Annotated in this window: 18 protein-coding genes; 7 read left to right on the plus strand and 11 right to left on the minus strand. The window is 41.9% G+C overall.

Annotated elements, in window-relative coordinates; all coding sequences use genetic code 11:
* The first annotated feature begins 162 nt into the window (after nucleotides 1–162).
* Complete coding sequence (gene pckA, locus NSQ64_RS15635; RefSeq protein WP_007501908.1) at nucleotides 163–1,749, plus strand: phosphoenolpyruvate carboxykinase (ATP); 1,587 nt, start codon at nucleotides 163–165, stop codon at nucleotides 1,747–1,749.
* Nucleotides 1,750–1,789: 40 nt separating this feature from the next.
* Here the strand turns inward: pckA and NSQ64_RS15640 are convergent, their stop codons facing one another.
* Genes NSQ64_RS15640 through NSQ64_RS15665 form a run of 6 tightly spaced genes read right to left on the minus strand, consistent with a single transcriptional unit; the run spans nucleotide 1,790 to nucleotide 6,926 of the window.
* Nucleotides 1,790–2,032, minus strand: coding sequence for a DUF2584 domain-containing protein (locus tag NSQ64_RS15640; protein ID WP_003217584.1), 243 nt, complete (start codon nucleotides 2,030–2,032; stop codon nucleotides 1,790–1,792).
* 39 nt (nucleotides 2,033–2,071) lie between these two features.
* Nucleotides 2,072–2,866, minus strand: coding sequence for an alpha/beta hydrolase family protein (locus tag NSQ64_RS15645; protein ID WP_017367901.1), 795 nt, complete (start codon nucleotides 2,864–2,866; stop codon nucleotides 2,072–2,074).
* 26 nt (nucleotides 2,867–2,892) lie between these two features.
* On the minus strand, nucleotides 2,893–4,374 hold the full coding sequence (locus NSQ64_RS15650; RefSeq protein ID WP_182489240.1) for a phytoene desaturase family protein: 1,482 nt from the start codon (nucleotides 4,372–4,374) through the stop codon (nucleotides 2,893–2,895).
* Nucleotides 4,371–5,498 (minus strand): glycosyltransferase, encoded by a 1,128-nt coding sequence (locus NSQ64_RS15655; RefSeq protein WP_341017256.1) that lies wholly within the window; start codon nucleotides 5,496–5,498, stop codon nucleotides 4,371–4,373. The genes NSQ64_RS15650 and NSQ64_RS15655 overlap by 4 nt, the downstream gene beginning before the upstream one ends.
* Complete coding sequence (locus tag NSQ64_RS15660) at nucleotides 5,483–6,229, minus strand: lysophospholipid acyltransferase family protein (protein WP_341017258.1); 747 nt, start codon at nucleotides 6,227–6,229, stop codon at nucleotides 5,483–5,485. Before NSQ64_RS15660 ends, NSQ64_RS15655 begins: the two co-directional genes overlap by 16 nt.
* Entirely contained in the window at nucleotides 6,198–6,926 is a 729-nt protein-coding gene (locus NSQ64_RS15665) for a carotenoid biosynthesis protein (RefSeq protein WP_341017260.1), read from the minus strand. The genes NSQ64_RS15660 and NSQ64_RS15665 overlap by 32 nt, the downstream gene beginning before the upstream one ends.
* Before the next feature lie 173 nt (nucleotides 6,927–7,099).
* On the opposite strand from NSQ64_RS15665, the gene NSQ64_RS15670 reads away from it, so the two are divergent.
* The 3 genes from NSQ64_RS15670 to NSQ64_RS15680 are packed head-to-tail and all read left to right on the plus strand — an operon-like array spanning nucleotide 7,100 to nucleotide 9,668.
* Complete coding sequence (locus tag NSQ64_RS15670) at nucleotides 7,100–8,101, plus strand: ABC transporter substrate-binding protein (protein ID WP_024719321.1); 1,002 nt, start codon at nucleotides 7,100–7,102, stop codon at nucleotides 8,099–8,101.
* 15 nt (nucleotides 8,102–8,116) lie between these two features.
* Complete coding sequence (locus NSQ64_RS15675; RefSeq protein ID WP_017367905.1) at nucleotides 8,117–8,887, plus strand: ABC transporter ATP-binding protein; 771 nt, start codon at nucleotides 8,117–8,119, stop codon at nucleotides 8,885–8,887.
* A gap of 34 nt (nucleotides 8,888–8,921) precedes the next feature.
* Complete coding sequence (locus tag NSQ64_RS15680) at nucleotides 8,922–9,668, plus strand: ABC transporter permease (RefSeq protein ID WP_407708002.1); 747 nt, start codon at nucleotides 8,922–8,924, stop codon at nucleotides 9,666–9,668.
* A 30-nt stretch (nucleotides 9,669–9,698) separates the two neighbouring features.
* Here the strand turns inward: NSQ64_RS15680 and ytkD are convergent, their stop codons facing one another.
* Nucleotides 9,699–10,175 carry an RNA deprotection pyrophosphohydrolase gene (ytkD, locus tag NSQ64_RS15685; protein ID WP_041093357.1) on the minus strand — a complete coding sequence of 159 codons (477 nt, stop codon included), beginning with the start codon at nucleotides 10,173–10,175 and terminating at the stop codon, nucleotides 9,699–9,701.
* A gap of 246 nt (nucleotides 10,176–10,421) precedes the next feature.
* Between ytkD and NSQ64_RS15690 the strand changes: the two genes are divergently transcribed.
* Entirely contained in the window at nucleotides 10,422–11,075 is a 654-nt protein-coding gene (locus NSQ64_RS15690) for a TerD family protein (protein WP_039168327.1), read from the plus strand.
* Nucleotides 11,076–11,097: 22 nt separating this feature from the next.
* Nucleotides 11,098–11,880 carry an AIM24 family protein gene (locus NSQ64_RS15695; protein ID WP_039168326.1) on the plus strand — a complete coding sequence of 261 codons (783 nt, stop codon included), beginning with the start codon at nucleotides 11,098–11,100 and terminating at the stop codon, nucleotides 11,878–11,880.
* Between the two features lie 193 nt (nucleotides 11,881–12,073).
* Here the strand turns inward: NSQ64_RS15695 and NSQ64_RS15700 are convergent, their stop codons facing one another.
* The 4 genes from NSQ64_RS15700 to NSQ64_RS15715 form a co-directional block, all read right to left on the minus strand.
* Nucleotides 12,074–12,382 (minus strand): hypothetical protein, encoded by a 309-nt coding sequence (locus NSQ64_RS15700; RefSeq protein ID WP_008342945.1) that lies wholly within the window; start codon nucleotides 12,380–12,382, stop codon nucleotides 12,074–12,076.
* Between the two features lie 43 nt (nucleotides 12,383–12,425).
* Nucleotides 12,426–12,830: a phage holin family protein gene (locus NSQ64_RS15705; protein ID WP_008342944.1), complete on the minus strand. Its 405-nt coding sequence runs from the start codon at nucleotides 12,828–12,830 to the stop codon at nucleotides 12,426–12,428.
* A 157-nt stretch (nucleotides 12,831–12,987) separates the two neighbouring features.
* Nucleotides 12,988–13,179, minus strand: coding sequence for a hypothetical protein (locus NSQ64_RS15710; protein WP_008342942.1), 192 nt, complete (start codon nucleotides 13,177–13,179; stop codon nucleotides 12,988–12,990).
* A gap of 124 nt (nucleotides 13,180–13,303) precedes the next feature.
* Entirely contained in the window at nucleotides 13,304–13,741 is a 438-nt protein-coding gene (locus NSQ64_RS15715) for a Dps family protein (protein WP_007501934.1), read from the minus strand.
* A 131-nt stretch (nucleotides 13,742–13,872) separates the two neighbouring features.
* Between NSQ64_RS15715 and ytzI the strand changes: the two genes are divergently transcribed.
* The gene (gene ytzI / locus NSQ64_RS15720; RefSeq protein WP_017358370.1) at nucleotides 13,873–14,019 is read left to right on the plus strand and encodes a YtzI protein; all 147 of its coding nucleotides are present in this window, start codon (nucleotides 13,873–13,875) and stop codon (nucleotides 14,017–14,019) included.
* Nucleotides 14,020–14,027 lie beyond the last annotated feature (8 nt).

A 14,027-nucleotide genomic window follows, 5' to 3' on the forward strand; every position in this document is an offset into this window, starting at 1 on the left:
CTCCCCTTTTTTTCACCTCATCATTAGCATCACCAAAAAGCATATTTTCATAGCAGAAATGAAAAAACACACACAAAAATGTTTAAATAGTATAGACTATTATTATCAATGTGTTATACTAATCAAAACAAACAAATTCAACGGTAAAGGAAGGGTTTTTTTATGAACTCAGTGGATTTAAAAGAAGATTTGCAGTCATTGCTCTCATTAGAAAATACGCACCAAAATTTATCTGTTCCGAAACTTGTTGAAAAGATTTTGGCACGTAATGAAGGCGTTTTAACTTCAACTGGTGCTGTGCGCGCCACAACGGGTGCCTACACTGGACGTTCGCCTAAAGATAAATTCATCGTAAAAGAAGAAAACTCTGAACATAAAATTGATTGGGGTCAAGTGAATCAACCGATCTCGAAAGAGGCATTTGATCGTTTATATACAAAGGTTGTGTCATACTTAAAAGAACGTGATGAACTATTTGTCTTTGATGGTTTTGCCGGTGCTGACGAAAAATACCGTATGCCAATTACAGTTGTAAATGAATTCGCTTGGCACAATCTCTTTGCAAAGCAGCTATTCATCAGACCTGATGGATCAACACCATCATCAAACGAAAAACCTTTCACCATCTTATCTGCACCTCACTTTAAAGCAGATCCTGAAACAGATGGCACAAACTCTGAAACGTTTATTATCGTTTCTTTTGAAAAACGGACGATTCTGATCGGTGGAACAGAATATGCAGGAGAGATGAAAAAATCCATTTTCTCTGTTATGAACTACCTGCTTCCTGAACAAGATATTTTATCAATGCACTGCTCTGCTAACGTCGGTCAAGAAGGCGATGTTGCTTTATTTTTCGGCCTTTCAGGTACTGGAAAAACGACGCTTTCTGCAAGTGCCAGCCGCAAGCTGATTGGAGACGATGAGCATGGCTGGTCTAACACAGGTGTCTTCAATATTGAAGGCGGATGCTATGCAAAATGTGTGAACTTAAGTGAAGAAAAAGAACCACAAATTTACAAAGCCATTAGCTTCGGATCAGTGCTTGAAAATGTAGTACTTGATGAAGAAACACGTGAAGCAGATTATGATGACACATTCTTTACTGAAAATACACGTGCGGCTTACCCAATCGAAATGATTGATAACATCGTGAAACCAAGTATTGCAGGTCACCCATCTGCTATCGTCTTTTTAACAGCTGATGCATTCGGTGTTTTACCTCCAATCAGCCGTTTAACGAAAGAACAGGCGATGTACCACTTCTTGAGCGGTTACACAAGTAAATTAGCGGGAACTGAGCGTGGCGTGACGTCACCAGAAACAACGTTCTCTACTTGCTTTGGTTCACCATTCTTGCCACTTCCTGCTCATGTCTATGCTGAAATGCTTGGTAAAAAAATTGATGAGCACGGCGCAAAAGTATTCCTTGTGAATACAGGCTGGACTGGCGGCGGCTACGGTACGGGCAAACGAATGAATCTTGCTCATACAAGAGCAATGGTGCAGGCAGCGATCGAAGGAGATCTTGACAACGCTGAAATGATCACTGACGACATCTTCGGATTACACATCCCGCTTCATATTCCAGGAGTGCCAGATGAAGTGCTTCAGCCTGCTAAAACATGGGACGATCAAGAGGCTTACAAAGAAAAAGCAAACTTCCTTGCAAATGAATTTAAAAAGAACTTCAAAAAATTCAGCCATGCAGCAAGTGATATTGAAGCAAAAGGCGGACCACTCGTCTAATCAAAAGGAAAAAGCTGAGGGAATGAATCCCTCAGCTTTTTTAGTTCGTTGAATGTAATGACACAAGACGGTACGTCACCTTCGTGACATTGTCTGTGAGCTCCAGCTTTTCAACATGTGCTGTCCCTGTTTTTTCTCCGTCTTTCGTTTTACGCACCTCAAGCGGAATATTTAATGGATAAATGCGGTACCCTTCCTTCATGAGCTCAAACACATTTTCTTCAATTCTTGTCTCTTTTCCTTTTGTGACAATCATTGTATTAAATTCAACAGGCATTCCCATAATGAAAATCCCCCTACTTTCTATATTTCTTTCTACCGTTTATTTTACCACATTTCCGCCTTTTCGGCTGTGCATCCATGTCGTCAACCGTCTGACAATCTCCCGGTTATGCTGTGGCGGGAAATAATGATGATATCCGTGAAAATACCATGTTTCCACAGACTTGCCATGCTGACGCAGGGCATCTTCTAATAAATACGCATGCTCAATGGATACATTCTCATCCAGCTCCCCATGAATGATTAGGACAGGTGCTTCAATTTGGTGCACATGATTCAAAGGCGTTCTAGCCTCATATGCTTCTGGTACCTTATGCGGAGGACCTCCTATCACACGCTTCATCATTCTTCTCATATCCACACGTTCTTCATAGGTGAGCTTCATATCACTTACGCCTCCCCATGTCACAAAGGAAGCGGCCTCATGTTTCATTTCAACAGCGGTCCATATGCCCATAATTCCGCCGCGGGAAAAACCAAAGATATGAATGCGCTCCTGCTTCACCTTTTGATGATGTTTCAACAGCTGAAATGCAGCAAATGCATCTTTCCGGTCTTCTCCGGCAAAATCCTCGTTCCCTTCGCCTCCTTGATTCCCACGATAAAAGGGCGCAAAGACGACAAACCCTTGCGCAGCAAATTGCACAATTCGGCCAGGTCTAACCATTCCCACATTTTTAATGCCGCCCCGTAAATATAAAAAACCGTCATAGAGACCTTCTCCGGCCGGTTCAGCGAGCAGCCCCTTCATCCGAAGTCCATCGGCCTCATATGTCACTGTATATAAGTGAATATGCGGATGTGGCGACGGGAACCTTCTCTTTTCCACAATCACTTGAATTCTCTCCTTTTCATTCGGTGTTACGTCAAATGCTTGATAATGGCCTCTGCGACGAGCTGTCCTGATTTTGTCACCATCGGAGTGCCGCCGCCTGGATGACTTGTGCCGCCAACAAACCAAAGTCCTTCAATATCCTTTGATTGATTATTGATGCGAAAAAATGCCTGCTTGAACGAGTTTGACGACATGCCATAAATGGCCCCATGATACGCTCCCGTTTTTTGCTGTAAATCAAGCGGGGTTTGTACCGCTTCAAATTCTACAAGCTGGTCAAGATCAAAGAGACCCTTTTCCTTTAGTTTTGTTTTCATATGCTGGCCATATGTCTCCTTTAGCATGTCCCAATTTTGCTCTTTTGTCACATATGGCGCATTGGCCAATACAAACAAGTTACTTCTTCCTGGCCCTCCGCTTAAAGCTGGCTCTGAATGACCTGAATAACAGATGTAAAGCGTCGGATCATGAGGAAGCTGTTTTTTCTGAAAAATATCCTTGAATTCTTGTTCATAATTCTCTGGAAAAAACACGTTGTGATGAGACAGTTGTTCATAGACTTTAGGGACGCCCAACAAAAGAACAAAACCTGATAACGATGGCTCAATGTTTGCCAGTTTTTGATTTCCAAAGCTCGGGCGGTCTTCTTCATCAATTAATTGGCGATAAACAGTCAGTGCATCTGCCCCCGCAATGACTTGATCTGCCTCATATAACTGCTGATCTGTTTCAACTCCTTGGATTCGCTTATTCTTTACATGAATCTTTTTGACTGGTTCATTGAGATGAATTTGGACACCCAATTCCTTTGCCAGTGTCTCAAATGCCTCAACTAAACGATATGTACCGCCCTTGATACCATAAATGCCTTTTTCTCCTTCTAAATAAGCCATCATATTAAAAATAGCAGGTGCCTCGTATGGAGAAGAGCCAATGTAAGTCGCATACCGGCCAAACATCGCCAATGTATGAGGATGACGAAAATATTGACGCAGCAAGCGCTGAACAGATGTAAAAGGTTTGACAGCAAGAAGGGCTTTCATTAGCTTGACATCCGCTTTATCCTTCCAGGTCAATAATAAACGATTTAAAAACTGATCCTCTGCCATTTGAAAAAGCTTCTTCGATTCCTGTAAAAATGCCCGGTATTGCTGTGCATCCTCTGGACTAAAAACTGCAATTTGTGATTCCATTTGCTCAATATCTGGCGTAAACTCGACCGTATGTCCATCTGAAAAAACATTTTTAGTAAGGGGGAAAATCGGATAAAACGTCACATAATCCTCCATTCGTCTATGACAGGAGGTAAATACTTCCTCAAAATACGCCTTCATTGTAATGGTACTCGGTCCTAAATCAAAAGAGTAGCCAGACGCTTGATGGCGTTGTAATTTCCCGCCTAAAGAAGCTTCTTTTTCTAAAATGGTGACCTGGAAACCGCGTGACTGTAAGCGAATCGCAGCCGATAACCCGCCAAGTCCGCCGCCAATAATGATCACTTTTTTCATTCGTACCTTCTTCCTTTCCATTCATAGCCTTCTTTTTTCAGCCCAATTTTCATAGAAGCAAAACCAATGGCAATCAGGCTCATGATACTGACAGGCAATAAAAAGGCCATCGTAGACGTTCTTCCATTTTCGATATCAATGACCGCTTTAATGGATACACCCAGCCCGTAGCAAAGAAGGGCTAAACAGATATTGACCACATCAAAATGAATCAGTGCGATCATAAAGCAAATAACAGGAACTACATAAAGGACGGAGTATAAACAAAAGACACTGCTTAACAAAGCAATGTTTCGATTCACTCCCGGGAACAAATTTTTCCGATATCCTTCCCATACTTCCTGTCCACTCTCATACATTCTCATGTAGACAAAAGAATGAATACTTGCCAGTGTGAACGGAAAGCCCTTCGCTTTCACTCGTTTAGCCAAAGCCATATCATCCACAAGACAATCCTTGATCGCTTCATGACCACCTATTTCGTGATAACAGTTCTTTTCAATGGCAATAAAGCCGCCATGTGCTGCGGCAAAAGCAGGATGTTGAGATGTTCTGACCCACTTCACTGGCAGATGACAGCCAATCGTAAACATCATCATAGGAACGACAAGATGCTCAAAAGGCGTTCCCGTTTTTTGCTCTGGGAAACCTGAAAGCATGCCCGTTTTTTGTATGCATAACTGCTTGTACACCGCTTCAATAGCTCCTTGTTTTAAGCGGACATCTGCATCTAAAAATAACAGCCAATCAGAAGATGCTGCCTCAGCAAGCTGGGAACAAGCATATGATTTTCCAAGCCAGCCGCGCTTCAATACTTGACCTGACTGAACGCGAATCCATGGATATGTCTCTGCGAAGCCCTCTGCAATCATTCTCGTCTGATCTGTCGAGTGATCATCCAGCACGATCAACTCTTTCGGATGGAGACGCTGATCAACAATCGACTGAAGGCAGGCTTCCAGCCGTTTTTCTTCATTTCTCGCTGGAATGAGGATCGATAATGAAATGGGTTCATCAGGTGAAAGAGATGCTGGCTTGAGTACAGGAAATTGCTTCATATTCCAAATCGTAAACATCAATTGGCAGAGCAGCAAAACACTGATGACAATTAAGAAGACCGCCATGTTTTCACCCACTTTTTAAAGGAATCAAACGCATCACTAGTTGACCGGCTTGTACTTGTCACCTGCCTAAATTGTTCGTTTGTTGAAAAATCTGGATCAGCAATAACCTGTGCTTGATGTGCGTTTAACTGTGTTTCAAGCAGGTCTCCGAGTAAACTTGTTACTTCCTTACTCCGAAGTGATCGGCCAGCTACTAGGACATCTTCTCCAAATTCAACCGATACCGTCGGTTTTTGAAATTGATTAAATGTATAATGCAGCGTCACAGGTTTGATGACGACCTGCTCAAATTGCCTGACTAAAAAAGAAGCTCCGCCTTCCAGTTCAAGCGGCCTTATGTCTTGGTGCATAATTTTCCCCTGCGGGAAGAGCCACACAGCCCCGCCAGCCTCCATCTTCTCCTTTGCGGTCATTAATGCCTGCTTGACACTTTTCAGCTTCTCTTTATGAACTGGAAATGCACCAAGTTTTTGAAAAAAAGCATATTGCTTCAACTGCTTCTCTTCCATCATCATGGCATGATCCAGCTCAGACATTTGTTCTATTAAAAGAAAAATGATCAGTCCATCCCACCATGAACTGTGATTAGCAAGATAAAGAACAGGATGCTTCTCCTTTGGGTCAACCGTACCTTTCATCATGACACAGCGAAAATGTTTGTTCAGTAAATATCGTTCAAGATAAAAATAAAAGAGTCGTCTAAACGATCGGTTTTTGTCGCTTTCTTTCAAATCGAACCCTTCCTTCACACAAGATGACAATGATCAGTGCTAAATAAAAAATGACATCCAGCCCGCCCTTTAATGCTAAAAGACCAAAGAAGAACATCATGGCCTGATAAATACGCCCATTCCAGCGCAATGCCTGCTGATCAATTGATACGAGCGGGAACAGAAATGAAAGTCCTGCTCCAATGATACCCCAGCTGACAAAATTCTCAAAAGGGATACCAAAGAAACCTCCGCCGTCATACCACACCCAAAACTTTCGTTCAGCCGCTACCGGATCTAATATGAGATCAAGCAGTACAATCCATATACCCGTTTCGACGGCTCGTTTCCACTTCGATTGTTGTCTTGATAAAAAAAGACTATTTAAAAACACCCCAACCCATGCAAAAGCGATCGTCAAAGGCACTCCAGCCACAAGAAATCCAAGCGTCGGATAATAATCATAGGCCCCAAATGGAAAATCAGTTGTGATCCCCACCCATTCAACTGTAAACGTCAACACACCCACAATGGCTGCTCTTACGATTACAAAGCTCCATGCCCCGTAAATATTTCGGCCAATCTCAATGACGCAGCAGGCGTAAAGCACAAGAAAGATACCATTCGCAAACTGAAGCCATGCCGGCACTTCAAAAAAGACCATTAAAATAAGACCTACTACATACCAACCAACAAATACCCAACTCAATCTATACACGAAACCGCTCCTTTATTTCTGCCAAATTCAAGAAAGCATTCATGCTTCTAGTATAGAAAAAAAGACACGTTCTATAAATAAACAATGCGCTTCTTATTTCATCTAGGCACTCACCAAAAATCCCTTTTGACATACTTTAATTAGTGATCTAGAACAAAGGAGGCGAATTACTCTTGAATCGTTCCATTAAAGTCAGACTGGCATTCATATTCGTTGTCCTGCTCTTTATTCCATTTGTCGCCTGTAAAAAAGACCAAGAGCAGACCGTACAAGTAGCCGAGGTGACCCATTCGGTCTTTTATGCACCGCTTTATGTCGCCCTATCCGAAGGATTTTTCAAAGATGAAGGCTTAGAGGTTGAATTAAAAACCACTTGGGGCGGCGATAAAACAATGACAGCTCTCTTATCCGGCGGCGCTGATATCGCTCTGACCGGATCTGAATCTTCTATTTATGTGGAAGCACAAGACACGAAAGACTCTGTCATGAACTTTGCACAGCTGACACAAACAGACGGTACATTTCTTGTTTCAAGGGAAAAAATCAATCAATTTTCTTGGGATCAATTGAAAGGAAAAGACTTTCTCGGACAACGGAAAGGCGGCATGCCGCAAATGGTCGGTGAATATGTCCTGAAAAAAGAAGGCATTGATTTGAAACAAGATCTTCGCATGATTCAAAATATTGATTTTGCCAACATTTCAGGTGCTTTTTCCTCTGGAACTGGCGATTTTGTGCAGTTATTCGAACCGACAGCTTCCTTAATTGAAAAAGAAGGCAAAGGGTACATTACCGCCTCCTTTGGTGAGGCTTCCGGCAAGGTGCCTTATACCACCTTTATGGCAAAGAAGAGTTACTTAGAAGAAAACAAAGAGACAGCTGAAGCCTTTACTCGTGCCATTTACAAAGCGCAAAAATGGGTCAAAGCAAAGAGCCCAGAGGAGATTGCCAAGACAATCCAATCTCAATTTCCTGATACAGACCTTGATGTCTTATCAACAGCTATCAAACGCTACAAACAGCAGAACTCCTATGCAACAGATCCCCTTCTAAATGAAGAGGAATGGAACAAATTACAGGAAATCATGAAGGCAAGTGGTGAACTGCCGGAATTTATCCCGTACAAACAACTTGTCGATTCATCCATTGCCAAGAAGGTCACAGATCACAAATAGAACAGGAGGTAGCACATGTCTTTCCTTCAAATTGACCATGTGACCCACACGTACTTCTCTTTAAAAGAAAAAACAACGGCCATACAGCACATCAATATGGAGATCACTCAAGGTGAATTCATCTCATTTATTGGTCCTAGCGGCTGCGGGAAAACAACCTTGCTTTCCATCATCGCAGGCATTACGCCACCCTCTGAAGGTCGAATTTTAATCGAAGGAAAAGAACCGAATCAACAGGAGCATCAAATCGGTTATATGCTCCAGCAAGATTATTTGTTCCCATGGAAAACGATCAAGGAAAATGTCATTCTCGGGTTAAAAATTGCAAAACAAGATTCACATGAAGCCACCTCAGCTGCCCTTAGCTTACTGCCAAAGCTTGGACTCAATGATGTCGAAGAAAAATACCCGAAAGAGCTGTCAGGCGGGATGAGGCAGCGTGCGGCTCTCGCCCGAACGCTTGCAGTTGATCCCGGCCTGCTTCTGCTAGATGAGCCATTTTCAGCACTAGATTACCAGACGAAACTGACATTAGAAGACCTCGTCTTTCACACATTAAAAAACTACCAAAAAACGGCTGTTCTTGTCACGCATGACATCGGCGAAGCCATTGCGATGAGTGATCGCATTTTCTTATTCTCAAAGCATCCCGGCTCTATCCAGCGAATGTTTACCGTCCCCGATGATCTGAGGGCACTCTCTCCTTTTGAAGCGAGACAGACAGCAAGTTTCCAAGAGCTCTTTCAAACGATTTGGAAGGAGCTGAAGACAGTTGAAACACAGTGATCTTTTACATGAAGCCTATCGAAAAAAAGTTCGAATGGAAAAACGCATGACACAAGTCTACCAGTTGATCATTTTCGCCAGTTTCTTTTCACTTTGGGAGCTTGCGAGCCATTTCAGACTGATTGACCCGCTCATTTTCAGTTCACCATCTGCCGTCTGCCAATTGTTTGTACAAAAATTATCAGATGGTTCATTAATTAATCATATGAGCATTACGCTATTTGAAACAGTGCTCGGCTTTCTACTTGGTACTTTTTGCGGCATTTTATTAGCCGCCGCCTTATGGTGGTCCACCCGTCTTGCAAATGTACTTGATCCTTATTTGGTTATTTTAAATGCGATGCCGAAAGTCGCTCTCGCCCCCATTTTAATTGTTGCCCTTGGACCAGGCATGATCAGCATTGTCGCGATGGGTGCCATTATCAGTGTGATCATTACCACCATCGTCATTTATACAGCCTTTCAAGAAGTCGATGAGAATTATTTAAAAGTCATGAAAACCTTTGGCGCGAAAAAAAGAACGGTCTTCCGTGAGGTCATTTTACCAGCAAGTATTCCAACGATGATCTCTGCCATTAAGGTCAATGTTGGTCTTTCTTGGGTTGGGGTCATTGTGGGAGAATTCCTTGTTTCCTCAAAAGGACTCGGCTATATGATCATCTATGGCTTTCAAGTCTTCAACTTTACACTCGTGTTCTTAAGTCTTTTCATTATCGCCGTCTTCGCCACCATCATGTATCAGCTTGTTGAATGGCTGGAACGCCGTTTTCTGCAAAAATAAAAAGCGCAGGGTCATTTCCCTACGCTTTTTTTAACGAATCAAACCGTTCTTTTCTAAATAAGCCATACTTTTCCTTAAGACATCATCTTTCATAATAAAACTGAAATTTTTATTTTTTGCGATGGATCTTGGTAAGTCTGCGAAAAGAACGGGTCCTTTCGTTTCAAAATACGTGTCCTGCTTGACGAGCCTTTCAATATCGGCGAAATAAATATTTTTGACAATGACTTTCTCTCTGCCAAGCACCTGATATTGACCAATATACGTTAATTCACGAACAACAGCACCCGTCTCTTCGTGAATCTCTCGTATAGCGGCTTGATCTGCTTCTTCATTTGGCTCTACTTTCCCTCCTGGAAACTCGTAGCCTCGATCCTCATGTTCTGTAAGTAGCCATTTTCCTTGATAGCGGCAAATAGCCCAAACATGCTTAGGATGACTTGAAAAAGGCTGCTCTTCAAAAGAGAGCTTGACCGTATTATGATAATAGTCTTTAAATACATGCATGTGAAATCCCTCATATCCTGTCCTTGCTTCTTGTAAAACATCATACCACAGATCACATTTCTCTGAAGAATTTTTATGAAAAGTGAAACAAACGAGTACTTCTATCTCGTCTGTATGTAAAATAAGTATTCTTGCTAAAACCTTTTTATCATCTCCATCCTCATCCCATTTTAATCATGAAACCTTTTGCCCATGACGACGTAAATCAATAAGTGTTTGTCCTACACAGACGAGGAGGAAACCAGCATGAGCATCACAAATGGATCAAAACAAGAAAACAACAAAGCATGGCCAATGAGGCAACATGAGAAAGAAGACGCTTCTCTTGAGGCAGTGAAGAAACACCTCATGAAAGGACAAAAGTTAGATTTAACAAAAGACAATCCAAATGTAGATCAAATTCATATCGGACTTGGCTGGGACTTATCTGGTCAGCCAATTGATTTAGATACGCAAGTGTTTCTCTTAAATGAAGAGGACAAGCTTCTGTCTCCAAAACACCTGATCTATTATCATCAGCAGCAAAGCTTAGATGGAGCTGTTCGCCATCTAGGTGATCATCAGGTCGGCGGAGGCCATCGGGACAATGAGATCATCATTATGCAACTGAGCAGAGTCTCACCCGATATTCAGAAAATCGTCGTAACAGCCACGATACATGATGCACACGAGCGGGCACATCATTTTGGACAGGTGACCAATGCCTACTTGCGCCTTTCAGATCAAATCACACAACAGGAGATTTGTACCTTTCAGTTAACAGAGGATTATTCATTTTGTACATCCATCATTTGTGCTGAACTAACGAGAGTTGAGAACGAATGGAAAATCACCGCAACCGGACAAGGTACGACCCTTGATTTAAACGACCTATGCCGCATCTACGGATTCACATCTTGACAAAGGAAAGGAGCTGGCACAAATGGGATTTCATTTCAACACGATCGAAGAACTGACCTTACAAGCAGAAGGCAACGGGATCTTTTTTGCCAAAAAAGGCGCGATGATTGCCGATCAAGGCACATTTCAATACCGTAAACGATTACTTGGGACGAATAAAGGAAATATGGTCAGCCAAGTATTTAATCATATTAGCAGAAAATTAACAGGTGAAAACCTTGAGATGATGGAAGTGAGTGGACAAGGCACTTGCTACTTGGCTGATTCTAGCGAGCATGTGACCGTCATCAATCTTGAGCCGAACGGTCCTTGGCAACATGTTAGCGTGGAAAGTGAAGATTTACTTGCCTTTACTGAAGAATGTCACTATGGCGTGACACCAGTAGGCGTTGGGATTATATCACAGAAAGGGCTATTTACTTCAAAGCTCTCGTATCAAGGTCACGGGGCGCAGGTTGCCATCAAAACAAATGGAAACCCGCTGATTTTAAAAGCACCTTGCCGTGTAGATCCTGACGCCATTGTCGCTTGGACGGGCAAAGCACCGAAAGTCAAATTAGATGTGAACTGGAAAACGTTCATTGGACAAACATCAGGCGAATCCTACTTGTTTGAATTTCATGAACAGGACCAAATTGTGATTATCCAGCCATCTGAACGAACATCTGGAATGCGGATCGGGATAGATGATAACCGGTACAAACCCCAGAGTCAGAGTACCTCACACGAAATCACCAACTCACAGCAGGAAAATAGAGGCGGAATCAGTGATCTAATCGGCGGTATCTTACAGCCTCGAAAATAAAAGCATGTAGAATGTCTCTACATACTTTCAGATCGTTGACAAAAGGCTAAAATGAACTTTCTTTTAGCCTTTTGTCTTCTTTTCAGCGTGATAGAAAACCTTTGCAGTCTAGGAAAAACGAGTACTGGCGCGGAGAGAAGTTGACATTCATGAGCACCTGACAAAGAATTCGAGGGTTTGTCTACATGCTTTTTCAATTCATCAGTCCATTGGTCTCAATAAAGTTCTTTGTCTCTTCGTTACCGAGATCATGAATCATCGAGTAAATTTCTTTTCTTTTCCTATCCATTTCGTCGTTTGGACTATCATAATGATATTCAAGAAATGGAACATGCGCCCGAAAGAAACCTTTCCAATCTGTCATATACTGTTCATCAAAATACTCTCTTAACTGCAAGATTTGGTCATCATCTGCTTCTATCTGAAATTGCCAAGCAGCCGCGTCTCTGTGCTGTGAGATTGATCCGTCTTGAACGGATACATAGTATGTGTGTCTCGCCATCTGATTCATCCTTTTTCCTTTAGTATGACCAGATATGAAGAAATTACGGCTTTTTACGCAATTTATTTTTAATCATGTCTAACACATCAATAAACAACTGTGGAATGGGAATTCCGAGAGCTCTGGCTGTTGAGACAATCTGGTACGATTCATAAATAATATAAAAGATGAGCGCTAAATCCTTAATTGTCCCCCCAGTCTTCAGCATGACATCGAAGAAATGTGCCATGGATATTAAAGAGATCGTCACAACCTTTCGAACAAGCCTGGTCAAAAAACGCTTCATCGTAAGTTGTCCAGTCACAGATTCTCTTAGGCTTGAACAAATTAATTCTATAGCCATGAGTGTCACTAATATCATGAGTAAATATCCTGCTCCACCAAACAGAAAGCCCATTGCCGACAAACTGACTGTAAACAACGAAAAGATGCCTAAATCCTTGCTCACTTGGCATCAACATCCTTTCATAGTGGAACTTCTTACCTCAATAGTATATGCCGCATTTGATGAATAGCTTGGACGACAAAAAATAAAGGCATGGTTAGCTGTTCAAAAAATTCGTGAAGCGCATAAAAAGAGCCGCCTGTGACGGCGGCTTTCTTGGTTAAACTCTGACATCAATAAACGTAGCATCTGAATCTTTGGGCTGAACAGCTTGAGGCTGCTGCTGCACTTGATCGAGCATCACCATGGCTTGGGCTGTGTTCGTGGCAAGCTGTGAATTCAATAAACTGATATTAAGTGTTTTTTGAATACTCGCCACTTGCTGGCTCATCATTCCTGCAATTGAGGACATCTTCTCCCCTCCCTTCCCTTTTCTCTTCGGCTGAAAGCCCCATCAATTCAATGGGCTGTCTGTCACAAATCCACAAAAAAAGAATGCCGATCTGTTTGATGATCGACATTCCTTTCACATTCGCTTATCCTAAGTATGCTTTTAGCATCCAGTTGTGTTTTTCAATGGATTGATGAATCGCAAGCAGCATATCACCTGTTGTTTCATCGCCAACTTCTGCAGCCAGCTCCATGCCTCGCTTAAGTTCTTCTGCAATATTAGAGAAATCATCATACAGATTTTTCACCATTTGCTCGGCTGATTCATTGCCTTCCGCTTCTTGAATGCTAGAAATTTCTAAGCACTCTTTCATTGTCGCAACAGGTTGTCCATTTAATGCGAGCATACGCTCAGCCAAATCATCGATATAAGTGGCTGTTTCTGTATATAATTCTTCGAATTTTTCATGGAGTGTAAAGAAATCTTTTCCCTTTACATACCAGTGATAGTTATGTAATTTTACGTAAAGCACAGTCCAATCTGCTACTTGTTTATTGACGACGTTTAATAATTTTTCAGACATGTTGATTCCTCCTTATGTAGTTGCGTTTAGTATGGGATTACCCTTTTTTTATTATACTGAAACCTGCCATCATTTTCTTCTATTTTGACCGCATGAAATATATGTTAATATGGAAATAAGGAGGGAGTTAGATGCTGTTACTTGGGATTATCAGCTTTATCATTATCTCAATCGTTGTCTTTTTATCACTGTGGACGACATCAAAGGCTTATGATTACAAGCATAAAGTCGATTCACCACAGGATGCTGAACCAAACCAACGTCCTAACCCAAAATAAAACCGCTT

The organism is Bacillus sp. FSL W8-0183 (assembly GCF_038006825.1).
GTDB lineage: Bacteria > Bacillota > Bacilli > Bacillales > Bacillaceae > Bacillus > Bacillus altitudinis.